This window comes from Nonomuraea sediminis (assembly GCF_018531495.1).
GTDB lineage: Bacteria > Actinomycetota > Actinomycetes > Streptosporangiales > Streptosporangiaceae > Nonomuraea > Nonomuraea sediminis.
The window spans coordinates 1,158,635-1,180,579 of sequence record NZ_JAHDTI010000002.1 but is presented as its reverse complement, the minus strand read 5'-3'; the positions used below and the strand labels follow the sequence as shown (position 1 = coordinate 1,180,579).

17 protein-coding genes and 1 pseudogene are annotated in these 21,945 nt (G+C 69.3%); 7 read left to right on the top strand and 11 right to left on the bottom strand.

The genetic code is table 11. From position 1 onward, the window contains the following. Positions 1 to 270: 270 nt before the first annotated feature. Positions 271 to 729 carry a rhodanese-like domain-containing protein gene (locus KIK09_RS13730; protein ID WP_214319490.1) on the bottom strand — a complete coding sequence of 153 codons (459 nt, stop codon included), beginning with the start codon at positions 727 to 729 and terminating at the stop codon, positions 271 to 273. A gap of 157 nt (positions 730 to 886) precedes the next feature. On the opposite strand from KIK09_RS13730, the gene KIK09_RS13725 reads away from it, so the two are divergent. Further along, complete coding sequence (locus tag KIK09_RS13725; RefSeq protein WP_214319489.1) at positions 887 to 1,825, top strand: EamA family transporter; 939 nt, start codon at positions 887 to 889, stop codon at positions 1,823 to 1,825. On the opposite strand, the gene KIK09_RS13720 is transcribed toward KIK09_RS13725, so the two are convergent. The 3 genes and pseudogenes from KIK09_RS13720 to KIK09_RS13715 form a co-directional block, all read right to left on the bottom strand. Continuing rightward, the gene (locus KIK09_RS13720) at positions 1,790 to 3,526 is read right to left on the bottom strand and encodes a dipeptide ABC transporter ATP-binding protein (RefSeq protein WP_372455662.1); all 1,737 of its coding nucleotides are present in this window, start codon (positions 3,524 to 3,526) and stop codon (positions 1,790 to 1,792) included. The two genes, KIK09_RS13725 and KIK09_RS13720, sit on opposite strands and share 36 nt — an antisense overlap. Before the next feature lie 54 nt (positions 3,527 to 3,580). Further along, a pseudogene (locus KIK09_RS57640) lies at positions 3,581 to 4,384 on the bottom strand (ABC transporter permease); the annotation flags it as partial. After that, positions 4,381 to 5,361: an ABC transporter permease gene (locus tag KIK09_RS13715; RefSeq protein ID WP_214319487.1), complete on the bottom strand. Its 981-nt coding sequence runs from the start codon at positions 5,359 to 5,361 to the stop codon at positions 4,381 to 4,383. The pseudogene KIK09_RS57640 and the gene KIK09_RS13715, both read right to left, overlap by 4 nt. A gap of 70 nt (positions 5,362 to 5,431) precedes the next feature. Between KIK09_RS13715 and KIK09_RS13710 the strand changes: the two genes are divergently transcribed. Then, entirely contained in the window at positions 5,432 to 7,105 is a 1,674-nt protein-coding gene (locus KIK09_RS13710; protein WP_214319486.1) for an ABC transporter family substrate-binding protein, read from the top strand. Positions 7,106 to 7,142: 37 nt separating this feature from the next. Here KIK09_RS13710 and hisC read toward each other — a convergent pair whose 3' ends face one another. Next, positions 7,143 to 8,204: a histidinol-phosphate transaminase gene (gene hisC, locus KIK09_RS13705; RefSeq protein ID WP_214319485.1), complete on the bottom strand. Its 1,062-nt coding sequence runs from the start codon at positions 8,202 to 8,204 to the stop codon at positions 7,143 to 7,145. 79 nt (positions 8,205 to 8,283) lie between these two features. Between hisC and KIK09_RS13700 the strand changes: the two genes are divergently transcribed. After that, positions 8,284 to 8,961, top strand: a complete 678-nt coding sequence (locus tag KIK09_RS13700) for a ferritin-like domain-containing protein (RefSeq protein WP_214319484.1) — start codon at positions 8,284 to 8,286, stop codon at positions 8,959 to 8,961. On the opposite strand, the gene KIK09_RS13695 is transcribed toward KIK09_RS13700, so the two are convergent. Then, positions 8,939 to 9,844, bottom strand: a complete 906-nt coding sequence (locus KIK09_RS13695; RefSeq protein WP_214319483.1) for an NAD(P)H-binding protein — start codon at positions 9,842 to 9,844, stop codon at positions 8,939 to 8,941. The two genes, KIK09_RS13700 and KIK09_RS13695, sit on opposite strands and share 23 nt — an antisense overlap. 74 nt (positions 9,845 to 9,918) lie before the next feature. On the opposite strand from KIK09_RS13695, the gene KIK09_RS13690 reads away from it, so the two are divergent. Both KIK09_RS13690 and KIK09_RS13685 read left to right on the top strand, forming a co-directional pair. After that, positions 9,919 to 10,326, top strand: a complete 408-nt coding sequence (locus KIK09_RS13690) for a winged helix-turn-helix transcriptional regulator (protein WP_214319482.1) — start codon at positions 9,919 to 9,921, stop codon at positions 10,324 to 10,326. Positions 10,327 to 10,335: 9 nt separating this feature from the next. Next, positions 10,336 to 11,760 carry an ATP-binding protein gene (locus tag KIK09_RS13685; protein ID WP_214319481.1) on the top strand — a complete coding sequence of 475 codons (1,425 nt, stop codon included), beginning with the start codon at positions 10,336 to 10,338 and terminating at the stop codon, positions 11,758 to 11,760. Positions 11,761 to 11,997: 237 nt separating this feature from the next. Here the strand turns inward: KIK09_RS13685 and KIK09_RS13680 are convergent, their stop codons facing one another. The 5 genes from KIK09_RS13680 to KIK09_RS13660 form a co-directional block, all read right to left on the bottom strand. After that, positions 11,998 to 12,660 carry an NUDIX hydrolase gene (locus KIK09_RS13680; protein ID WP_214319480.1) on the bottom strand — a complete coding sequence of 221 codons (663 nt, stop codon included), beginning with the start codon at positions 12,658 to 12,660 and terminating at the stop codon, positions 11,998 to 12,000. Between the two features lie 25 nt (positions 12,661 to 12,685). Further along, the gene (locus tag KIK09_RS13675; protein ID WP_214319479.1) at positions 12,686 to 14,467 is read right to left on the bottom strand and encodes a DUF4434 domain-containing protein; all 1,782 of its coding nucleotides are present in this window, start codon (positions 14,465 to 14,467) and stop codon (positions 12,686 to 12,688) included. Positions 14,468 to 14,500: 33 nt separating this feature from the next. Further along, entirely contained in the window at positions 14,501 to 15,586 is a 1,086-nt protein-coding gene (locus KIK09_RS13670) for a glycosyltransferase (protein WP_214319478.1), read from the bottom strand. Between the two features lie 19 nt (positions 15,587 to 15,605). Next, positions 15,606 to 16,868 carry a nucleotide sugar dehydrogenase gene (locus KIK09_RS13665; RefSeq protein ID WP_214319477.1) on the bottom strand — a complete coding sequence of 421 codons (1,263 nt, stop codon included), beginning with the start codon at positions 16,866 to 16,868 and terminating at the stop codon, positions 15,606 to 15,608. A 121-nt stretch (positions 16,869 to 16,989) separates the two neighbouring features. Continuing rightward, complete coding sequence (locus KIK09_RS13660) at positions 16,990 to 18,648, bottom strand: glycosyltransferase family 4 protein (RefSeq protein WP_308164072.1); 1,659 nt, start codon at positions 18,646 to 18,648, stop codon at positions 16,990 to 16,992. A 56-nt stretch (positions 18,649 to 18,704) separates the two neighbouring features. Between KIK09_RS13660 and wecB the strand changes: the two genes are divergently transcribed. Together wecB and KIK09_RS13650 are read left to right on the top strand one after the other, a co-directional pair. Beyond that, positions 18,705 to 19,835, top strand: a complete 1,131-nt coding sequence (wecB, locus tag KIK09_RS13655) for a non-hydrolyzing UDP-N-acetylglucosamine 2-epimerase (protein WP_214319476.1) — start codon at positions 18,705 to 18,707, stop codon at positions 19,833 to 19,835. Between the two features lie 68 nt (positions 19,836 to 19,903). Beyond that, positions 19,904 to 21,940, top strand: coding sequence for a glycosyltransferase family protein (locus tag KIK09_RS13650; protein WP_214319475.1), 2,037 nt, complete (start codon positions 19,904 to 19,906; stop codon positions 21,938 to 21,940). Positions 21,941 to 21,945 lie beyond the last annotated feature (5 nt).

Below are 21,945 nucleotides of genomic sequence, written 5' to 3'. Positions count from 1 at the left end.
CGGCGAGTCGGCGACGGTTACTCGCCGTTACGACTCCGTTCTTGAGCGGCTAGATGGGGTGTTCTTGGTGATCGTGGGGTTTTTGTGGCGCCCTGATGGTGACAAGTTGAAGTTAGGGCAAGTGAAGTTATTGGTTGATGGGGATGGTTGGGGTATGTTTTCCATCGCCCCCGATCGACGTGTTTCGGACGGGGGCGCCAGCTTCCACACTTCAACAACCGGACCCAGATCGCCCTGCTCGCCCACGACGCCGAGCTGACCGGCTGAGGGCTAACAGGCGCAGGCGATTCCCGAGACGGGGGCGGTGAGCTCGTCGACGGGCCTTCTGGTCAGGCCCGCGGCGGTCTCGACGGCGAATCCCTCGCGTGCCCAGTATTCGAAGCCGCCCAGCATCTCCTTCACGCGGTAGCCCAGGCGGGCGAACTCCAGGGCGGCGCGGGTGGCGCCGTTGCAGCCGGGGCCCCAGCAGTAGGTCACCACGGTCACGTCCTGCGGGATCAGGTCGCGCGCCCGGGCGGCGATCTCGGCGGTGGGCAGGTGGACGGCGCCGTCGATGTGGCCCTGGTCCCAGGACTCCTTGCTGCGCGAGTCGACCACCACGACGCCGGGCGCGCCCGCCGCCAGGTCGGCCGCCACGTCCGACACGTCGGTCTCGAAGGCCAGGCGGGCGGAGAAGTGCGCGACGGCGTCGGCGTTGGCTGCGGCGGGTACCGCGGTGACGGCGGACATCGGGGCTCCATTCGTGCCGGTTGCGATGCCAGAATCCTGACATTTCCCCAGCTAGAGCCGACAGTGGCGCGAAAGCCGTACATCGCTAAGATCCCGCCACTTCGCTGTCCGATACCCGCAGGTGGTCTCACTATGCGGACCGCTATCGTAAGGAGCCATGACACCGAACACCACTGACCGCCGCACCACGCTCCTCATCTGGGGAGCGCTGGTCATCGTCTACGTGGTGTGGGGCTCCACCTACCTGGGCATCCGGATCGCGGTCGAGACGCTGCCCGCGCTGATGGGCGGAGCGCTGCGGTTCCTGATCGCGGCGGCGGTGCTCGCGGTGATCCAGCTGATCCGCAAGGGGTGGGCGCCGTTCCGCATGACGGGGCGGCAGTTCCTGGGCGCCGCGCTGGTCGGGTTGCTGCTGCTGACCACCGGCAACGGGCTGCTGTCGGTGGCCGAGAAGCACATGCCGAGCGGGCTGGCGGCGCTGCTGATCGCCTCGGTGCCGCTGTGCCTGGTGGTGATGCGGCTCGTGGTCAGGGACCGCCCGCAGGTGCTGACGCTGGCCGGGGTGCTCGTCGGGTTCTGCGGCGTGGCCGCGCTGTCGCTGGGTTCCGGCGGGCAGGCCAGCCCTGGCGACATCGCGGTGGTGCTGATCGCGGCTGTGTCGTGGTCGCTGGGGTCGTTCCTGTCGGCGCGGATCCCGATGCCGTCGAACTCCTTCGCGGCCAGCACGATCGAGATGCTGGCCGGCGGCGCCGGGCTCGTGGTGATCGGGCTGGCCACCCACGAGCGGCTCGACCTGGCGGCGGTCTCGACCAGGTCGTGGGTGGCGCTGGCCTACCTGGTCGTCTTCGGCTCGCTGGTGGCCTTCACCGCGTACTCGTGGCTGCTCGGCAACGCGCCGATCTCCCTGGTGTCCACCTACGCCTACGTCAACCCGGTCGTCGCGGTGCTCCTGGGTGTGCTGATCCTGGACGAGGAGGTCACCACCCGCATGATCATCGGCGGCCTGGTGATCGTGGCGGGCGTCATCCTCGTGGTCTCGACCGAACGCAGGAGGAAGGCCTCACTCAGCGAAGTGGCAAGCCACGAGATGGCCTGAGCGCCGCTCCTCCTGCACGGGCGCCTGGCTCTCGCACCGCTGCCTGCCGGGTTCGGGCAACCCGGCGTAGACGGGGCAGCGGCCGCGGAACGGGCATCCCTGGTGGCGTTCGAAGGGGCTGGGCGGGTCTCCTGCCAGCAGCACCCGCTCGCGCGCACGCTCGACGGCCGGATCGGGGATCGGCACGGCCGAGATGAGGGCCCTGGTGTAGGGGTGCAGGGGTTCGCCGAGAACCGACGCGGTGTCGCCGGTCTCGACGGTCCTGCCGAGGTACATCACGCTGACCCGGTCGGAGACCTGCCTGACCACGGCCAGGTCGTGCGAGACGAACAGGTAGGCCAGCCCCAGTTCGTCGCGGAGCCTGGCCAGCAGGTCCAGGATCCCTGCCTGCACGGTCACGTCCAGCGCCGAGACGGGCTCGTCGAGCACGACCAGCCTGGGACGCACCGACAGGGCGCGGGCGATGCCGATGCGCTGCCGCTGCCCGCCGGAGAACTCGTGCGGGAACCGGTCCGCGTCGGAGGCCCGCAGCCCCACCTGCTCCAGCAGCTCCCCCACCCCGTCCACCGGCAGCCCCCTGGTGCGCAGCGGCTCGGCGACGATCGCGCCGACGGTCATCCGCGGATCGAGGCTGGACATCGGGTCCTGGAAGACGAGCTGGGCGTCCCTGCGGATCTCCGGCCTGGCCAGCAGCTCGAACAGCGTGGTCGTCTTGCCAGAGCCCGACTCGCCCACCAGCCCCAGCGTCTCCCCCGGCCTGATCGTCAGATCCACCCCGTCGACCGCGTAGACCGTCCCGTACCTGCGCCGGAACACCTGCCCGCGCAGCAGCGGGAACGTCTTGCGCAGCCCTGCCACCTCCACCAGCGGCGGAGCCGGAGCAATGGCTCTGGGCTCCCGGACGGAGTCCAGTCGCGGCACCGCCGCCAGCAGGCCCTTGGTGTACGGCTCGCGCGGCCTGGCGAACACCTCCTCCACCGGCCCCTCCTCGACCACGACGCCCCTGTTCATGACGGCGACCCGGTCCGCGGTCCCGGCGATCACCCCGAGATCGTGGCTGACCAGCACCAGCGCCGCCCCCGTCTCCCGCTGGGCTTCGCGCAGCAGGTCGAGCACCTGCGCCTGCACGGTCACGTCGAGTGCGGTGGTCGGCTCGTCGGCCAGGATGACGTCGGGGTCGTTGGCGATGGCCATGGCGATCATCGCCCGCTGCCGCATCCCGCCGGAGAACTCGTGCGGGTAGGCCTGCGCCCGCCGTTCCGGCTCCGGGATCCCGACCGAACGCAGCAGCTCCACGGCGCGGGCCAGCGCCTGCTCGCGGGTCAGGCCGGTGTGCGCGCGCAGCGCCTCGGCGATCTGGTGCCCGATGCGGTACACGGGCGTGAAGGCCGCCAGCGGGTCCTGGAACACCATCGCCACGCGTGCCCCGCGCACGCTCATCATCGTGCGCGTGCCGGCCCCGATGAGCTCGGTACGGCCCAGCCGTACCGAACCCGTCACGGAGGCCGTGCCGGGAAGCAGGCCCATCGCCGCCAGGACGGACACCGACTTGCCCGATCCTGACTCGCCCACGATGCCGAGTACCTCGCCGCGGCGCAGGTCCCAGCTCACGCCTCGCACGGCGGCAGCTGTACCGAAGCTGACGGACAGGTCCCGCACGCTCAGCACCACGTCGTCGGCGGGCTCGTCGGCCCTGGCCAGCGGCGTGACGGTGCCGCGCGCGGGGCGGGCGGCACGGCCGGCGGGGTCCAGCGCGTCGCGCAGGCCGTCGCCGACCAGGCCGACGGCCAGCACGAACGCGATGAGCAGCCCGGCGGCGAAGAAGAACATCCACGGGTAGCCGATGGCGGCCTCCGTGCCCTCGGCGATCAGCGTGCCCAGCGAGACGTCGGGCGGCTGCACGCCGAAGCCGAAGTAGGACAGCGCGGTCTCGCTCATCACCGCGCCGCCGACGGCGATCGTGGTGTCGATGATCAGGAACGAGGCGACGTTGGGCAGGATGTGCCGGGCGATCAGCCGGAACCGCGGCACCCCCATGAGCTCGGCGGCCCGCACGAAGTCGCGCTCCTTGAGCGAGAGCGTCATCGACCTGACGATCCTGGCGCTGATCATCCAGCCGAGGAATCCCAGCAGCAGCGCGAAGACCAGCCACCCGGCGCCCTTGAGCCGCGGCGAGACCAGCGACATGACCAGGAATCCAGGAAAGATCAGCAGCAGGTCCACGCCGAAGCGGATCACCCGGTCGGCCCACCCGCCCAGGTATCCGGAGGCGGCGCCGGCCAGCGAGGCGAGCACGGTGGAGCAGAGCGCGACCACGAGCCCGATGATCAGTGACTTGCGCAGGCCGTACGTGGTCTGGGCGAAGACGTCCTGGCCGATCCGGTTCGTCCCCCACCAGTGGGCGGCCGAGGGCGCCGAGCGGATCGACAGGTAGTCCACCTGGGTCGGCGTCCACGGGCTGACCACCGGGCCGAGGAAGCCGAGCAGGAACAGCAGGGCGATGACCAGGACGCCGACCAGGACGCCCCTGGACCTGACGAAGCGGCGAAGCGTGATCATGCGGTGCGCACCCTGGGGTCGAGGACGGCGAGCAGCACGTCCGACAGGAAGCCGGACAGCAGGATGACGACGGCGGCGAACACGTTGACCGCCACCACCGAGTTCAGGTCGCCGCGCCCAACCGCGTTCATGAACCAGTCGCCCATGCCGTGCCAGCCGAAGATCCGCTCGGTGAAGGCCGCCCCGGTGAAGATGCCGAGGAAGCCGAAGGCGAAGAACGTGGTCATCGGGACCAGCGCGGTACGCAGGCCGTGCCGCAGCAGCGCGGCCCTGGGATGGATGCCCTTGGCCAGGGCGGTGCGCAGGTAGTCGGAGGCCAGCACGTCCAGCATGGTCGCCCGCTGGTAGCGGCTGTAGGCGGCGATGGTGCCGAGCGCGATCGACAGCGTGGGCAGCAGCAGGTGCGCGGCCCTGTCGCCGAGGTGGGCGAGCCATCCGCCGCGCAGGCCCGGGGTGGTCTCGCCGGTGAAGTCGACCAGGTGGACGACGTTGTCGTTCAGCCACGTCGTGCCGATCTTGAGCAGCGTGGCCAGCAGGAACACCGGCGTCGACAGCAGCACGAAGGAGATCACCGTGACGGCCCTGTCGGAGAAGCGGTACTGGCGGACGGCGCCCCAGGCTCCGGCCAGCACGCCCACCACGGTCCCGACCAGCGTGCCCACCAGCAGCAGCCGCAGGCTCACGCCGATCCTGCGGCCGAACTCGTCGTTGACCGGGGTGTCATCGATGGTCCTGCCCAGGTCGCCGGTCACCGCACGGCCCAGCCAGGAGCCGAAGCGCTCGACGAACGGCACCCGGTCGTTGACGCCGAGTTCGGTGAGCCGGCGGTCGACCGTCTCGGCGGTGGGCTGCGGGCGGCGCCCCTCGAAGTAGGCGCGGGGATTCATGGTCGCCGACGCCAGGCCGTACGAGATGAAGACCGCGACCAGGAGCAGCACGACGTAGTAGCCGACGCGCCTGCCCAGGTACGCGAGCATGTGGACCCTCCGGGCTCGGGCGAGTAAAGTGCAATTATCCTATCTGTAAAGTAGGAAATATGGAGAACCGATGAGACCCATGCTCCCCGTCGTCGTGGCCGCGCTCGCGATCGCCGTGTCCGCCTGCGGTGGCGGGACGGCTGCCCCGGCGGCCCCCGCCAGGACGGTCACCCCCGTCGCCGCGGACGCCTCGGACGTCAACCCGCAGCCGCTGGACAAGCTGAAGGACGGCGGCACGTTCCGGCTGGCGATCCAGCAGTGGATCACGCAGTACAACAGCGGCCAGGTGGACGGCACGCAGGGCGACGCCCAGGCGATCACCGATCTGGTGGAGCCCACGTTGTTCGTCAGCGACGCCAAGGGGGTGGCCAACCCGAACCCGGACTACCTGCTCTCGGCCGAGGTGACCGCCACCTCACCGCAGGTGATCACGTACCGGCTGAATCCGAAGGCGAAGTGGTCGGACGGCAAGCCGCTGTCGTACAAGGACTTCGAGGCGCAGTGGAAGGCGCTGAACGGCAAGGACAAGCGCTACCTGATCGCCAGCTCCGCCGGGTACGAGCTGATCTCCAAGGTCGAGCAGGGCGCCGGCGCCTCGGAGGTGAAGGTGACCTTCAGCCAGCCGTTCGCCGACTGGAAGCTGCTGTTCAAGACGCTGTTCCCGGCGGCCGCCTACGACACGCCGGAGAAGTTCAACAAGGGCTGGGTGGAGAAGGTGCCGATCACCGGATCGGCCTGGAAGATCAGCTCATACGACAAGACGGCGCAGACCATCACCGCCGTCCGCGACCCGAACTGGTGGGGCACGCCGCCCAAGCTCGACTCGATCGTCTACCGCGCGCTCGACCCGGCCGCCGCGCTCGACGCCTACCTGAACAAGGAGATCGACTACACCAGCGCCGTCCGCAGCGAGGCCTACGAGCGCGTCAAGAGCGACCCGGACACCGACATCCGCGTCGGCGCCCGCTGGGACGAGGTCATCGTCGTGCTCAACGGCGGCCGCGGCCCGCTGGGCGACGTCAAGGTGCGCAACGCCATCGAGAAGGCGATCGACCGCCAGGCCCTGGCCACGGTCGCGCTCAAGGACCTGCCCGTCACCCCCAAGCCGGTCGGCAACCACTTCTTCATGCCCAACCAGCAGGGCTATCAGGACAACTCCGGCGAGTACGGCAAGCTCGATGTGGCCGGCGCCAAGCAGCTCCTGACGGAGGCCGGCTGGGCCGACGGCAACCCGCGCACCAAGGACGGCCAGCCGCTCAAGCTGTCCTTCGTGGTCTCCGCCGACTCCGCCCAGTCGCAGCTCGACGTGGCCGCGCTGCTGCAGCAGATGCTCGGGCAGGTCGGCATCCAGGTGAGCATCGACAAGGTGCCCGGCAACGACTACTTCGAGAAGTACGTCAACCGGAGCAACTTCGACCTGGTCTCCTTCCGCAACGTCGACCAGCTCTTCCTGTCGCAGGCCTACGCGCAGTACCAGGCGCCCGAGGGCGACAACGTCTTCCAGAACTACGGCCGCGTCAGCTCGCCCGAGCTGGTGGACCTGCTGAAGAAGGCCCAGGTGACCACGGACCCGGCCGAGGCCGTCAAGCTCTACAACCAGGCCGACACGCTGGTCTGGTCGCTCGGGCACACGATCGCCCTGTACCAGCGGCCCCAGATCCTCGCCGTCCGCAAGGGCGTGGCGAACTTCGGCGCCGGCGGCCTGGCCTCCGACGACTGGAACAAGGCCGGCTGGCTGAAGTAGACGTGGTACGGCGGGCAGGCGCGGCCCGCCGTACCGCTCAGCCCTTCCTGAAGGCCGCGGCGGCCGTCAGGAAGGCGTCGTTGGCCTCGGGGTCGCCGATCGAGACGCGGGCGCCCTCGCCGGCGAACGGGCGGACCGCGACGCCCTCGACCGCGCAGGCCGCGGCGAAGTCGAGCGTGTCGTCGCCCAGGCGGAGCCAGACGAAGTTCGCCTCCGTAGGCGGGACGGTCCAACCCTGGGCGATCAGCCCCTCGCGCACGCGGGTGCGCTCCTTGACCACCGCGTCGACCCGCTCCAGCAGCTCGTCCTCGGCCTTCAGCGAGGCGATCGCCGCCACCTGGGCAATGGAGTTCACCGCGAACGGGATGATCGTCTTGCGTACGGTCGCCGCCACGGGCTCGTGGCCGACCACGAACCCGACCCGCAGCCCGGCCAGCCCGTAGGCCTTGGAGAACGTGCGCAGCACGCACACGTTGGGCCGGTCGCGGTACAGCTCGAGCCCGTCGGGCACGTCGGCGTCGCGCACGTACTCGCGGTAGGCCTCGTCCAGGACCACGAGCACGTTGTCCGGCACCCGGTCGAGGAAGCGCACCAGGTCGTCACGGCGGATGCTGGTGCCGGTCGGGTTGTTGGGGTTGCAGACGAAGACCATGCGGGTCCTGTCGGTGATGGCCTCGGCCATCGCGTCGAGGTCGTGCTCCTCGCCCTTGAGCGGGACCTTGACGGAGGTGACCCCCGCCAGGTCGGCCAGCAGCGGGTAGGCCTCGAACGACCGCCAGGCGTACACCACCTCGGCGCCCGGCTCACCGATGGTCTCGAACAGCTGCTGCGCCACCGTCACCGACCCCGCGCCCAGCGCGATGTGGCTCTCCGGCACCCCGAGCCGCTCGGCGAGCGTCTCGGTCAGCTTGATCGCGCCCGCGTCCGGGTACCGGTTGATCTGCCGCGCCGCGTCCGCGATCGCCTCCACCACGGACGGCAGCGGCTCGTAGGGCGACTCGTTCGAGGAAAGCTTGTAGGAGCGCCCATCGGGGCTGACAACGGCCTTGCCCGGCTTGTAGGCGGGCATTGTGTCCAGGATCGCGCGGAAACGAGGCATGGCCCAACTGTAGAACGTTGCCCAGGACCTCTACACCGGCCCGGTCGTTTCTGCACATCCGGTCCGTACCGTGCGGGGCATGCGCGACTTCACCCCCGACTTCGAGGCGGCCGCGGCCGGGCGGACCGAGCCCGACTGGGGGCTCGGCGCCCTGCTCGGCCCCGCCGTACTGCGCAGCCTGCAGCGCTTCCAGGTGGGCGAGAGCGGCGACGGCGCCAACCTCATCGCCAAGGCGTCCGTCGCGGGTCCCGACCACTACGCCAAGGCCGTGCGGCTGTTCGTGGCCGAGGAGCAGGACCACGCCAGACTGCTCGCGCGCCTGCTGCTGGCCGGGGGCTCGGGGCCCATCGCCGGGCACTGGACCGACACGGTATTCGTCCGGCTACGGCGGGCACTGGGGCTGCGGCTCGAGCTGATGGTGCTGCTGATCGCCGAGGTGGTCGCGCTGCGGTACTACCGTGCGCTGCGGGACGGCAGCCGGGATCCGCTCACCTCGGCCGTGGCGGCCCGCATCCTGGCCGACGAGCACCGTCACGTCCCCTTCCACTGCGCCCGCCTGCGCGACTCCTTCGCGGAGCTGCCCGTCCCTGCGCGGGCGGCGGCGTACTGCGGCTGGTGGATGCTCCTCGCGGGGGTGACCCTGGTGGTCGCGGCGGACCACGGGGTGGCGCTACGGGTGCTCGAGGTGTCCAGGACCGGGTTCTGCCTGGGGGTGGCCGGTCAGTTCGCGGCGGTCATCCGCCGCGTACGGCCGTGACCGACTGCGACCGGTAGCCGGCCTTCGCGGCCTCGACGACGGCCTCCATGACCGGCCGGGGCTCGGTCGCCAGCAGGGCCTCCAGGTCGCTGGAGCCGGCCTCCAGGAGTCCGGCCTTGGCGTTGGAGAACAGCGAGATCGTGTGGGTCACCTGGTAGGGCTCCAGCCCGCTGCCCGCCAGCGCGGCCCGCATGTCGAACAGCGGCACGTCGTGGTAGGCGACCTGCCTGCCGAGCGCCTCGGTGAGGACCTCGGCGATCTCCCTGCCGCCGATCGCTGTGACGCCCTCCAGCTCGTAGACCTGCCCCGCGTGGCGGCTGCGGCCGTCGGCGGCCAGGTCCCGCTCGACCTCGGCCGCCACCCTGACGGCGACGTCCGCCAGGTCCTGCCTGGCCACCACCGACACGCGCCCCTCGCCCAGCGCCGCGGCGAACACGCCCGTCTCGGCCGCGTTCGCGGCGCCCGCCGCCGCCAGCCCCACCGGAACCTCGGCGTACAGGCCGTTGCGCAGGACCGTGACGTCGAAGGGGGCCGCGGCCAGCCGGGACTCCGTCCAGCGGTGCGGCAGCGCGATCGTCATCAGGTCGCCCGAACCGGCCAGGCTGGTGTAGATCACGTGCTTGACCCCGGCCCGCGCCGCCGCGTCCACCGCGGCGCCGTGCCGCGCCAGGACCACGTCGTCCTCGGCGTACCCGGCCGAGACGAACACCAGCACGTCCACCCCGGCGAGCCCCTCGGTCAGGCTCGCCGGGTCCTCGAAGTCGATACGGCGTGCCGTGCCGCCCGCCCGGGTGCCTCCCACCACGTCGAGCCCGTCGACCGCCCGCAGCCCCTCGAAGATCAGGCCGCCCAGCGCGCCGGAAATGCCGGTAACGAGAATCATCAGAACGCTCCCTTTGTTGCAGCTTGTGGGAACAGGATTCGCGCCCTCCGGCGCCACCGTAAGGAGGCACTTTCGTGTCAGTCACGAACACGGCCGTAACCCCCCAGGTCGACGGCCCCTGCGGCGACGACGACTGCGGGATCCGCGACGTCCTCGACCGGCTCGGCGACAGGTGGAGCGTGCTGGTCGTCGTGGAACTGGCCAAGGGCGTGCGCCGCTTCCGCGAGCTCCAGCGCGCGATCCCCGGCATCTCCCAGCGCATGCTCACCCTGACCACGAAGCGCCTGTGGCGGGACGGCCTCGTCGAACGCATCGCGTACCCGACGATCCCGCCGCAGGTGGAATACCGCCTTACCCCCATGGGCCACAGCCTCGCCACCACGATCGCCGCCCTGGCCGACTGGTCCCGCACACACAAGGACACCATCGCGACGTCCCGCGACCACTGGGACAAGGCCCATCCCAGCGAGTCCGTTTCCTGAGTAGCCGACATGGATGTCACCGACATAGATGTCACTGACATCCATGTCGGTTACGTTGATGTCATGAAGTTCGTGGGGCGAAAGCCGCAACTGCTCACCCTCAATGACTGGTGGGAGGAGGCGCACCCTCGCCCAGCCCTTGTCTGGGGGCGCCGGCGCGTCGGCAAGACCGCCCTGCTCCAGCACTTCACCGAGAACAAGCGAACGATCTTTCACACAGGAGGCGGGCGCACCCCGCGTCGCGAACTCGCCGAGCTCTCGTTCAGAGCGGCGGCCGCCCTTGCTTCTCCTACGCGCGATCTCCTGTCACGCCCGTATCAGACCTGGGACGAAGCGCTTGATCATCTTGCCAGGGAGGCAGAGGCCGAGCCGCTGCTTCTCATACTCGACGAGTTTCCCGAGCTGATCACCAACGCCCCCGAGCTGGAGGGAGTGCTACGCGCCTTTCTTGATCACTCACACGGCCGGACGCAGTTGCGGATCATCGTGTGTGGCTCCGCGGTCCGGATCATGCGTTCCATTCAGGAGTATCGCTCCCCGCTCTACGGGCGCTTCGACCTGACCATGCAACTACATCCCTTCCGTCCTCACGAGGCCGCCGAGATGCTGCCCGAACTCGATCCGGCCGACCGGGCGCTGGTGTACGGGCTCGTCGGCGGCATGCCCCTCTACCTGTCGTGGTGGCGGCCGGAGCTCTCCGTTGAGCGCAACCTCGCCCGGCTGGCCGGACATCCGGACGCCAAGATGATCCGCGAAGGAGATCTGGTCCTGGCGACCGAGGCGGGCCAGGGCGTGCACTTGGCCGCCACCCTTCAGGCCATCGCCGAGGGTTACACCAAACACAACGAGATCGCCGACGTCATCCGCGCCGACCCCTCCAGAACGCTCAACGACCTGCTGGCCCTGCGCCTCGTCGAGCGAATCCAACCAGTCACGGAGACCCAGCGGACCCGCCGCAAGATCTATCGCATCGCGGACAACTTCCTCGCCTTCTACCTGGGAACGTTGTCGCGCGTCCTTCCCGAGATCGATCGGGGGCTCGGGGACACGATCATGCCTGTGCTGATGGAGTCCTTGAACGATCATCTCGGCATGGCATGGGAAGAGGCGTTCAGGGATCATCTGCGGCTGAGAGCGGCTGACATAGGGCCGGAGGTCGTGGCCATCGGCTCGTGGTGGCAGGCCGACGGACAGAACCAGATCGACGCGGTCGCGCTCAGCGGCCGGTCCCGGCGCCCCATCCTGGCCGGAGAGGCCAAATGGGCCAGGAAGGTGAACGCCGCACGGATCGTGCCAGGTCTCGCAGCCAAGGCCGCACAGCTCACTCGCGAACCCGAAGGCCTCCGTTACGCGGTGTGTGCGAGAGATGAGGTCACTCATTCGTCGCCCGACCTGCTTTGCGTCACGGCGGCGGATGTGTTCGCCCTTCCCTGAGCCTGCGATCCCGCCTCGAGCTCTGAGCCTTCCACGCTGGCTGAGCATGGGCGTCAGCCCCTTCTGGGGCGCCTGAGCGTAGCGAAGACCTTCAGGGGTCGGGCGCAGGCCCGACTGAGGGCGACGGCTGAGCGGAGCGAAGGCCTTGGAGCGGGGTGGGAGGTAGATGGCCTACCACCCAGATGGGCAACGGGTGGGTCTTGGAAGAACGGCTGAGCGGAGCGAAGGCCTTTGTGTTCATTCCTTGAGGGAGCGGAGCATCGGGGGGTGGAGGAGTTCGGCGGGGCCGCGGCGGTAGAGCTTGGCGGGGCGGCCGCCGTCTCTGGTCGTGGTGGCGCCCGTTTCGAGCAGGAAGCCCTCGGCCTTGGTGACCTTGCGGTGGAAGTTGCGGGGATCCAGAGGCCGGCCCCAGACGATCTCGTAGACCCTGCGCAGGTCCGCGACCGTGAACTCCGGAGGGCAGAAGGCCGCCCCCAGCGAGGTGTACTCCAGCTTCGCCCGCGCCCGCTCGATCCCGTCGAGCATGATGCGGCGGTGGTCGAAGGCCATGGCCGTGAGCTCCGCCACCGGTACCCAGGCCATGTGCGCCTTCTCCGAGGCCGGCAGGTCGGGCGCCAGACCCAGGTAGGCGACGCTGAGCACTCGCTGGCGCGGGTCACGGTCCGGGTAACCGTACGTCTGCAGCTGCTCGAGATGGATCGGGGTGGGCATGCCCGCGCGCTCGGAGAGGATACGGCGGGCCGCGTCGGGCAGGTCCTCGTCCAGCTGGATGAAGCCGCCGGGCAGCGACCAGCGGCGCAGGAAGGGCGGGTTGTCGCGGCGCCACACGAGCGCGCTCAGTGCATTGCAGCGCACGGTGAGCACGACCAGGTCAACGCTGACCGGGATGCTCGGGACCATGGCAGGCACGTTACACGCTGCGAGCTCAGGTCATTATCCGTACATGCAGGGGTTCCGTGGTCTCTTTCCCGGAAGGCCCCTTCACGCCGATCTTCACCCACTCGCCCGCCGGCACCTGGGTCCAGTCGAAGGGAACCCAGGCCGTCATCATGCCCTCCGGCAGGTCGGCCGGGTGCTCGTCCAGCCAGCCCGCGCCCGCCACGCTGATCTCCTTGGTGCCGCCCGACCACTCGAAGGTGATGTAGGAGCCGGTGAAGTTGTAGCCGCGCACCTCGACCCCGTCCTGGATGTCGCGGCCCTGGCGGACGGCGTCGACGGCGATCGGGCGCTGCCAGTCCTTGGCGATCTCGTCCTGCAGCGACGGCGAGCCGCAGCTGTAGAAGTCGCTCCACATGTAGGAGACGACCTTCTGGACGTACCGCCCGGCCATCGTGACGGCCTGGTCCAGGCGCTTCTTGTCCGTCTTGCCGCGTGTGCCCTGCGGCGCGCACGGCTGCTCGCCCGACGGCTCGAAGGCCTCCACGTTGGCCCACAGCTGCACCTGGTAGCCCTGCTGGATCATCTGCTCGCGGGCGGTGGCCATCTCGCGGTAGTAGTCGCGCGTCGAGCCGTGGTAGGCGTCGCCGTACGTCGTCTCCCCGACCACCGGCTTGAGCCGGTCGTCGACCTCGGAGTCGCGCTGGTCGGGCCAGAACAGGCCGACCTTGCCCGTGCCACGGCTGTCCTGCGGCGCGATGATGCCGACCCCCGTCCGGGCCAGCAGCTTGAACGCGTCGGCCACCTGGGCGGGCGTCTGGCCGAACCCGACGCGCTTGCGGGCGTCCATGTACGGGCTGATCAGGATGGACTTGCCGGGCAGCTCCTGCTGGACGATGTCGTGCTGGCCCGCGTACACCGACAGTGTCGGGTTGCCGACCAGCGTGGCGGACATCTGCACCTCGAACGGCTGGTAGACGCCGCCGAGCGACTCCCTGTCGGCGAAGCGATCGCCGTAGTCCTGCACGATGCGCCTGGTCAGCGTGGTCAGCGGGTTGATGTGCTGCGGGTTGGCCCTGGTCGGCGTCTTGGGGTCGCGCGGCGCGAGCGGCAGCGCGGGGTACACCTGTACGCCGAACTGTTCGCCCAGGTCGAGCAGCTCGCTGAGGCTGTCCTTGGCCGCGGCGGCGACCAGGATCAGGTCGTACTTCTGCGGCTTGCTGAAGTCGCAGGTGGCGTCGTCGGAGCCGTCGGTGCGCGACAGCAGCCGGAAGTAGACCCGCTTGCCGACCTCGATCTTCTTCTCCAGCTCAGGGCAGCGGAAGATCTTCGGCCCGTACGACTCGTCGGTGCGGTAGGCGTAGATGCGCGAGATCCGGTTGCCGTGGTTGGCCGCATTCAGATCGGCCCGCGCCGCGGCCACGCAGCTCTGACCGTTCTCCTCGCAGTCCTTGTACAGCGGGTCGAGCCGGCCGTCGCGGTCCTTGACGCGGCCCTCGTCGTCGGTGGTGCGGAACTGCAGGCCGTACCCGACCCTGATGACGGTGTCGCCGCCCAGGTCGTGGATCTCCTTCAGCTGGCGGCGCCAGGTGCACGGGTTGGACTTCGGCATGATCCAGTAGCCGGTGACGGCGTAGGGCGCCTTCTCCTTGGTCTCGAAGGTGCCGCAGGGGTCGGTGAACTCGCTCACCTTGGGCGTGGGGTTGGTCTGCTTGGGGGTCGCCTTCGTCTGCCCGGCCGTCTTCGACGGGCTGCCATGGGGCAGGACGAGGACCACGGCCGCGACGGCGGCGATGATTGCTGCGCCCAGGAGCACAAGAAGCCACCGCACGTTCAGGAACCCGCCCTCGTGATAAGCCGGAAATTACTTGACGCTGGCCCAGGATTCGAGCTGCGCCACGAACCGCTTCGCCGAGTTCGGCCAGTGGTGGTTGGCTCGCGCGGCGGCGTACCCTCGCGCTCCCTGTTCCCGCCGTTCCTGAACGTTGTCCCTTAAGGTCAGTACGGCTTGCGCCACGGCCTTGGGGTCCTCCCACGGCACCACGACGCCGCTGTCGTAACGTTCGACCAGCTCGACCGCCCGGGGCGACGGAGTGGTGATCACCGGGATGCCGTGCGCCATGTACTCGACGATCTTCGTGGGCATCGAGTGACGGTAGTTCGGCTCGTCGTGCAGCAGCGACAGCCCCGCCAGCGCGCCGTCCAGACGCTTGAGCGCCTCGTCGTTCGGCATGAAGTCGCGCCACTCCAGCACGCCCTCCGCCACCGCCTCGTTCAGCATCGGGCGGCTCTGCGGGTCGGCGTAGCCGATCAGCTCCACCGCGACCTTGTACGGCTGCAGGATCCTGGCCACCTCGACGGCCTCGCGCACGCCGCGCGCCCACGACAGCCAGCCCAGGTACACCACCCGGTCCTCGCCCGGCGGCGACACCGAGTCGGGCACCCATGTCTCGTTCGGCACGATCAGGTGCGCGTGCTTGAACCGCCCCGCGTACGCCGTCTCGGCCAGCAGCAGGTGCAGGTGCCGCTCCGCCGTACCCTCCAGCATGCGCGCGAGGAAGCGGACGGGCGGTCGCAGGAACGACGGCATCCACGGCTTGAGCGACAGCGTGGCCGGCGTGTCCTCGTGCACGTCCCACACCACCGGCGGCCGCCTGCGCACCCCCCAGATCGCGAACAGCAGCTCGGGATCGTGGATCAGCACCAGGTCGACCTTGTCGCGCATCTTCTTGAACAGCCGGCGCGCGGCCAGGACAGCCGAGATCCGCCGGCGCTCGGCGGCCCGCGGCAGGTCGACCCCGGTCACCCAGGATCGCGGAACGACCCCCCTGGCCGTGTACGGGGCGGCATACGTGACCTCATGACCGGCATCCACGAGCGCGCGGATCTGCCGATGCAGGATCCTCGCATCCTCGGGGTGATGCACCACCGTCATGACGAGCACGTGCACTGCGCGCAGCCCTCCGTCGCTACAGCCGCTCGACGCGTTCACCCTCGGTGAGAACACCGCGGGTGTCGAGCACGAGCCTGGCCTTGTCCTCGACCATGTCGAGATCGAACGCGGCGTGCTGCTGCAGCAGCAGCGTCACGTCGGCGTTCATCACGGCCTCGGCCAGTTCCTCCTCACGCGGCACCGGGGTGCCGTCGACCTTCCACTCCTTGACGTGCGGGTCCACGAACGACAGCTCGGCGCCCAGCTCGAGCAGCGCGCGCGCCACCGGCAGCGCCGGCGTCTCCCGCTCGTCGGCGATGTCCGGCTTGTAGGTGACGCCGAGCAGCACCACCCGCGAGCCGTTCACGGCCTTCTTGTGCCTGTTGAGCAGCCGCTGCACGCGGTTGACCACGTACGACGGCATCCGCTCGTTGATCTCCTGCGCCAGCTCGACGAACCTGAACGGGTAGCCGAGCTTGCGGACCGTGTACGACAGGTACGACGGGTCGACGGGGATGCAGTGCCCGCCGACTCCGGGGCCGGGCAGGAACTTCTGGAACCCGAACGGCTTGGTCGCCGCGGCCTCGATGGCCTCCCACAGGTCGATCCCCAGCTCGTCACAGAAGATCGCCATCTCGTTGACGAGCGCGATGTTGACGTGCCGGTAGGTGTTCTCCAGCAGCTTGGCCATCTCGGCCTCGCGCGTGCCGGAGACCGGCACGACCTGCTCGATGAACTGCCCGTAGAAGGCGGTGGCGCGGTCGCGGCAGGTCAGCGTGTAACCGCCGACGACCTTCGGGGTGTTCCGCAGCCCGAACTTGGGGTTGCCCGGGTCGATCCGCTCCGGCGAGAAAGCCAGATAGAAGTCCTCCCCCGCGACCAGGCCCGAGGATTCGAGCAGCGGGCGCGCCACCTCGTCAGTGGTTCCCGGCCATGTCGTGGACTCCAGGACGACGAGCGTGCCCTTGCTCAGGTTGCGCGCGACGGTCGTGGTCGCGCCCTCCACCGCCGACAGGTCCGGGCGGTGGTCCTCATCCAGCGGGGTGGGCACGCATATGACGATCGTGTTGCTTCTGGCCAGCACCGACTCGTCGAGCGTGGCGGTGAAACCGTTCTCCAGCATGTGCTCGAGATCGGCGTCCGTCAGGTCATCGATGTAGGACTGTCCGGCGTTGAGCGCGTCGACCTTGCGGGGGTCGACGTCCACGCCGACGACCCGCAGGCCTGCCGCCACGGCCTCCTTGGCCAGTGGCATGCCGACGTACCCGAGGCCGATGACAGCCAAGTCGATTTCTGTCACAGCCGTACCTTGGCGGGCCGGAAACAACACTTCATGGTCGCAAAGGTTATCTCAAGTCCACCTAGCTCACGCCTAATGCGACCGAACCCGTCACAACAGACAGCCAACTTGAAGGTCATCATTAGGTCAGAGACAGGTAGAGAGACCGATATGTCTCGGCAACACGGCTCCAAGTCCGCTTCGCCGCCACTTCCGCCCGTCCCGCCTCACCCATCACACGGCGGGTCTCCGGGTCCTCACGCAGCCCGGCCAGCGCCTTGGCGAACTCGGCCGGATCACCAGGAGGCACCAGCATCCCGGCGCCGTCCGAACCCACCAGCTCCGACAGCGCGGGCAGATCGCTGAGCACCACGGGCTTGCCGAGGGCCATCGCCTCGACGGGTTTCAATGGCGTAACGAGTCGGCACACGCGCAGGTCCTCGCGCGGGCAGGCGAAGATGTCGATGGCCGACTGCGCCTGCAGGGCCTCCTCCGGGCCTACCCTGCCGGGCAGGATCGCGGTGCTGAGCTTGAGCTCCTTGACCAGCTCAAGCAGGTTGTCGCGCTCGGCGCCGTCACCCACGATCAGCACCCTGACCGGGGCGCCCTGGTCACGCATGATCGCCGCCGCGTTCAGCAGCGTGGCGAACCCCTCGTAGCCCACGATGCTCGACACCGAACCCACGACGACCTCGCCAGGCTCGATCCCGAAATTTCGCCTGAAAGTCTCCCCGTCGTACTGCGCGGTCAGCAGCGAGTCATCCACCGCGTTGGGCGCCAGGAAGATCTTCTCCCGCGGCACGCCACGATCCACGATCTCCGAGGCCATCGTCTCGGCCAGCGTGACGACGGCGTCCGCCTCGCGCATCAGGAACGCCTCGCGCTCGCGCTGCAGCACCGCCCGCTGGCTGCCCGTGCGCACCTCCGGGTCGCGCGAGACCCAGGTCTCCTCCAGGAACCCGCGCACCTCGTACACGAACGGCGTGCCCGTCCTGTCCCGTACGGCATGCGCGACGGACCCGTTGCGGTGGTCGGTGGCCGCGTGCAGCACCTGGGGCTTCAGCTCGCTGACGAGCTTGGTGACCCCCTCGGCGCCCTTGACCATGCGGCCGCGCATCTCGAACGGCACCTCGCCGCGCCCGTCGGGCAGCAGCCGGTAGTACGGGATCCCGTCGATCTCCTCGAACGGCGTGGCCTGCGCGTGCCCCTGCAGCATCGGCCAGCCCCAACTGGTCACCACGTGCGGGTCGAGCCCCGCCGCCTGCTGCGAGGTGACGATGCGGTGCGTCCTGACCGTGTAGCCGGCCTGCGTGTACGGCAGGGCGTTGGTGACGCAGTGCAGCACCCGGCCCTGGACCCGGTCGCCGACGGCCACCTTGGGACCGGGCGGGATCGGGTTCGGGCTGATGGCGGCCTTCTCGCCGCGGTAGTAGGCGGCGCGGCGCTTGATGAAGGGGTACTTGGCGTGCGCGTCCAGCACGGCGGCCGCCTCGTCGATACGGCCGGCGTCCCAGTGCCCCTTGGCTTCGTTCCACGGCCCCTGGACGGCCCGCATGCCGATCTTGCGCACGACCCGGCGCACCTGCCGCGCGGCGGGCCAGGCGACGCTACCGACGAGGGGCCGCAACCGCGGCGGCAAGGCGTCGGCCGCGGCCTGTGCCACCCTGACGGGGTCGGACTTGACCTTGGTCACCACGACGCGCGTGACGATGATCGGGTGCTGGACGAAGCCCTTCAGGAGCCCGCCGACGCCTGCTCGTGCGGACTTGGCCGAGACTTTCCTGGAGTCTTCGCTTACCACGCGGTGACCGTACCATAGGCAACGTTTTTCCCCTTCCGCTATGAAAGGCGAGGTCAATGAGGGAGAACCCCCTGGTTCTGCACGTGTTGGGGGCGCGGCCCAACTTTGTGAAGGCGGCCCCGGTGGTGCGCGCACTCGGCGAACTCGGCGTGCGGCAGGGCATCATCCACACCGGTCAGCACTATGACGCGTTGATGTCGGACGTGTTCTTCGCCGATCTCGGGTTGCCCGAGCCGATGGCGAATCTGGGGGTGGGGTCCGGGACGCATGCCAAGCAGACCGCGGCGCTGCTCGTGGGGCTGGAGGAGGTGTTCCAGGAGCACGAGCCTGACCTGGTCGTGGTCTACGGGGACGTCAACTCCACGTTGGCCGCGATCCTGGTGTGCGCCAAGCTCGGGATCAGGTCCGCGCACGTCGAGGCGGGGCTGCGGTCCTTCGACCGGGGCATGCCCGAAGAGGTCAACAGGATCGTCACCGACTCCCTGTCGGACCTGCTGTTCACGACCTCCCCCGAGGCGCTGTCGTTCCTGGCCCGCGAGGGCGTGAGCCCGGACAAGGTCCACTTCGTCGGCAACCCGATGATCGACAGCCTCTTCTCCGCGTTGCCCGGCCTCGACCCGGCGCCGATCGTGGAGCGCCTGGCCATACCGACCCGGTATGCCGTGGCCACGCTGCACCGCCCGGCCAACGTCGACACCCCGGAGGCCGCCAGGGAGCTGGTCGACGCGGTGCTCGACGTCTCGCGGCAGATCCCCGTCGTGGTGCCGATCCACCCGCGCGGCCGTACCCGCCTGGCGGAGGCGGGCCTGGTCGACGGGCCCGCGGTCAAGGTCGTCGACCCGCTCGGTTACGTGGACTTCCTGTCGCTGGTGCGCGGCGCCTCGCTGGTCGTGACGGACTCCGGCGGCGTGCAGGAGGAGACGACGATGCTGGGCGTCCCCTGCCTGACGGTCCGGCCCAACACCGAGCGTCCCGTCACGATCACCCACGGCACGAACCGCCTGGTCACCCCGGCGCTGCTGCCGGCCGCCGCGGAGAAGGCGCTGGCCGACGGCGCCTCGACGCCCTCGGGCGAGCTGCCTCCGCTGTGGGACGGCGCCGCCGGGCCGCGCATCGCCCGCGTCATCGCCGCCTGGCTCAAGGGCGACAACTTGGCGCCTGCCTCCCAGGGCACACGGGCCGAGTAGCCACATTTCCCGACATGTCGGTACGGCGGAGCCGTACGATGCACAGACCTGAGCGATAGGCGAGCAGCATGGCCGAAACCCCCGAAGAGCCCAAGTACCAGCGGCTCGGACCCGTCAACTGGCTGCCGGAGGAGCGCAAGCTCGTCGAGCGTTACGAGGCCGAGGTCAGGGAGCTGCGGCGGCGGCTGGAGATCGCCGAGGCCAAGGCCGCCTACGCGACCTGGAAGCTGGAGGCCACGCAGGCCAAGCGGGCCTTCAAGCTAGGCGAGGCGCTGGGCACCAAGTCTCCGGGGAAGATCGTCCAGGCGGTCAGGTCCAAGGACAAGGCGCCCAAGGCGCCCATCCCGGTGAGCGAGGCGACGGAGATCGCCAACCACCGGCCGCCGCTGGTGGAGGTTCCGGCGGTGAAGTGGCCGCTGGGTCCCGTCAACCGGCCCGATCTGAAGGTCGCGGTGATCCTGGACGACTTCTCCAGGATGGCCTTCCGCTACGAGTGGGACCAGATCGAGTTCGGGCTCAAGGACTGGCCGGAGATCTTCGCCGAGCGGCGTCCCGACCTGCTGTTCTGCGAGTCGGCCTGGCACGGGAACCAGGGCCGCTGGCGCTACCAGATGACCGGCACGAACGCGCCCAAGGAACCGCTGCGCGAGCTGGTGGCCTGGTGCAGGTCCGAGGGCATCCCCACGGTCTTCTGGAACAAGGAGGACCCGCCCAACTTCGACTTCTTCATCGACACGGCCAGGCTGTTCGACTACGTGTTCACGTGCGACGGCGACATGATCCCGAAATATCGCGAAGTTCTGGGACATGATCGGGTCGATGTGCTGCAGTTCGCCGCCCAGCCCCGCGTGCACAACCCGATCCAGCAGAAGCAGGGCCGCCTGCACGACGTGGTCTTCGCCGGGATGTACTTCCGCGACAAGCACCCCGAGCGCCGCGAGCAGATGGAGACCGTGATCGACCCGATCAGGGAGCTCGGGCTGCACATCTTCGCCCGCAACGGCGAGGTGGACGAGAAGTACGCGTGGCCGGAGAAGTACCGGCCGCACATCGTGGGCGAGCTGCCCTACGACCAGATGCTGGCCGCGTACCGCATGTACAAGGTCTTCCTCAACGTCAACTCCGTGCTGGACTCGCCGACGATGTGCGCGCGCCGGGTCTTCGAGCTGTCGGCCTGCTCGACGCCGGTCGTGTCGGGGTGGTCGCGCGCGATCGAGGAGACGTTCGGCGAACTGCTCCCGATCGCCCGCGAGCCGGTCGAGTCCTACAACCAGGTACTCCACCTGATCAACAGCCCGGAGTTGCGGGCCAGGATGGGCCACCTGGCCATGCGCGAGGTGTTCGACAAGCACCTGTTCTCGCACCGGGTCGACCAGATCCTGCGGGTCCTGGGCAAGCCGGTCGTCACCGGGGAACGGTCGATCTCGGTCGTGCTGCCCACCAACCGGGCCTCCCAGATCGAGCACGCGATCTCCTCGGTGGCCAAGCAGATCCACCGCCCGCTCCAGCTCGTCATGGTGCTGCACGGCCTCGACATCGACCCCGTCGTGGTGGCGGACAAGGCACGCATGGCCGGAATCTCCGACGTGACCGTCCTGCCCGCCTCGCCGGAGCTGTCGCTGGGCGCCTGCATGAACCTCGGCATCGCCGCCGCCGAGGGCGAGCTGATCGCCAAGATGGACGACGACAACCTGTACGGCGAGCACTACCTGTCCGACCTGGTCCGCGCCTTCGACTACACCGAGGCCGAACTGGTCGGCAAGGGCGCCCACTACAGCTACTTCGAAGGCGCCAACACCACGATGCTCCGCCTGCCCGGACTGGAGCACCGGTACTCGTTCCTCGTCCAGGGCGGCACGTTCCTCGGCAAGGCCGACATGTTCCGCTCCTACGGCTTCGCCGACATCACCCGCGGAGAGGACACCCATCTGGTCCGCAGGCTGAAGGAGGACGGGGTCAAGATCTACTCGGCCGACCGCTTCAACTTCGTCTACTGGCGCAGCGCCGACGCCTCCATGCACACCTGGCAGGCCGACCACATCAAGCTGACCAGGAACGCGCAGTTCTCCTTCGTGGGACATCCGGCCGATCACGTACTTATCTAGGTCGA

Excerpts from the sequence above, each read along its gene's own strand:
- KIK09_RS13685 (WP_214319481.1), top strand. The coding sequence starts at position 10,336 with ATGGATGTCACCGACATAGATGTCACTGACATCCATGTCGGTTACGTT.
- hisC (WP_214319485.1), bottom strand. The coding sequence starts at position 8,204 with ATGCCTCGTTTCCGCGCGATCCTGGACACAATGCCCGCCTACAAGCCG.
- KIK09_RS13725 (WP_214319489.1), top strand. The coding sequence starts at position 887 with ATGACACCGAACACCACTGACCGCCGCACCACGCTCCTCATCTGGGGA.
- KIK09_RS13695 (WP_214319483.1), bottom strand. The coding sequence starts at position 9,844 with ATGATTCTCGTTACCGGCATTTCCGGCGCGCTGGGCGGCCTGATCTTC.
- KIK09_RS13650 (WP_214319475.1), top strand. The coding sequence starts at position 19,904 with ATGGCCGAAACCCCCGAAGAGCCCAAGTACCAGCGGCTCGGACCCGTC.
- KIK09_RS13715 (WP_214319487.1), bottom strand. The coding sequence starts at position 5,361 with ATGCTCGCGTACCTGGGCAGGCGCGTCGGCTACTACGTCGTGCTGCTC.
- wecB (WP_214319476.1), top strand. The coding sequence starts at position 18,705 with ATGAGGGAGAACCCCCTGGTTCTGCACGTGTTGGGGGCGCGGCCCAAC.
- KIK09_RS13680 (WP_214319480.1), bottom strand. The coding sequence starts at position 12,660 with ATGGTCCCGAGCATCCCGGTCAGCGTTGACCTGGTCGTGCTCACCGTG.
- KIK09_RS13700 (WP_214319484.1), top strand. The coding sequence starts at position 8,284 with ATGCGCGACTTCACCCCCGACTTCGAGGCGGCCGCGGCCGGGCGGACC.
- KIK09_RS13730 (WP_214319490.1), bottom strand. The coding sequence starts at position 729 with ATGTCCGCCGTCACCGCGGTACCCGCCGCAGCCAACGCCGACGCCGTC.
- KIK09_RS13710 (WP_214319486.1), top strand. The coding sequence starts at position 5,432 with ATGAGACCCATGCTCCCCGTCGTCGTGGCCGCGCTCGCGATCGCCGTG.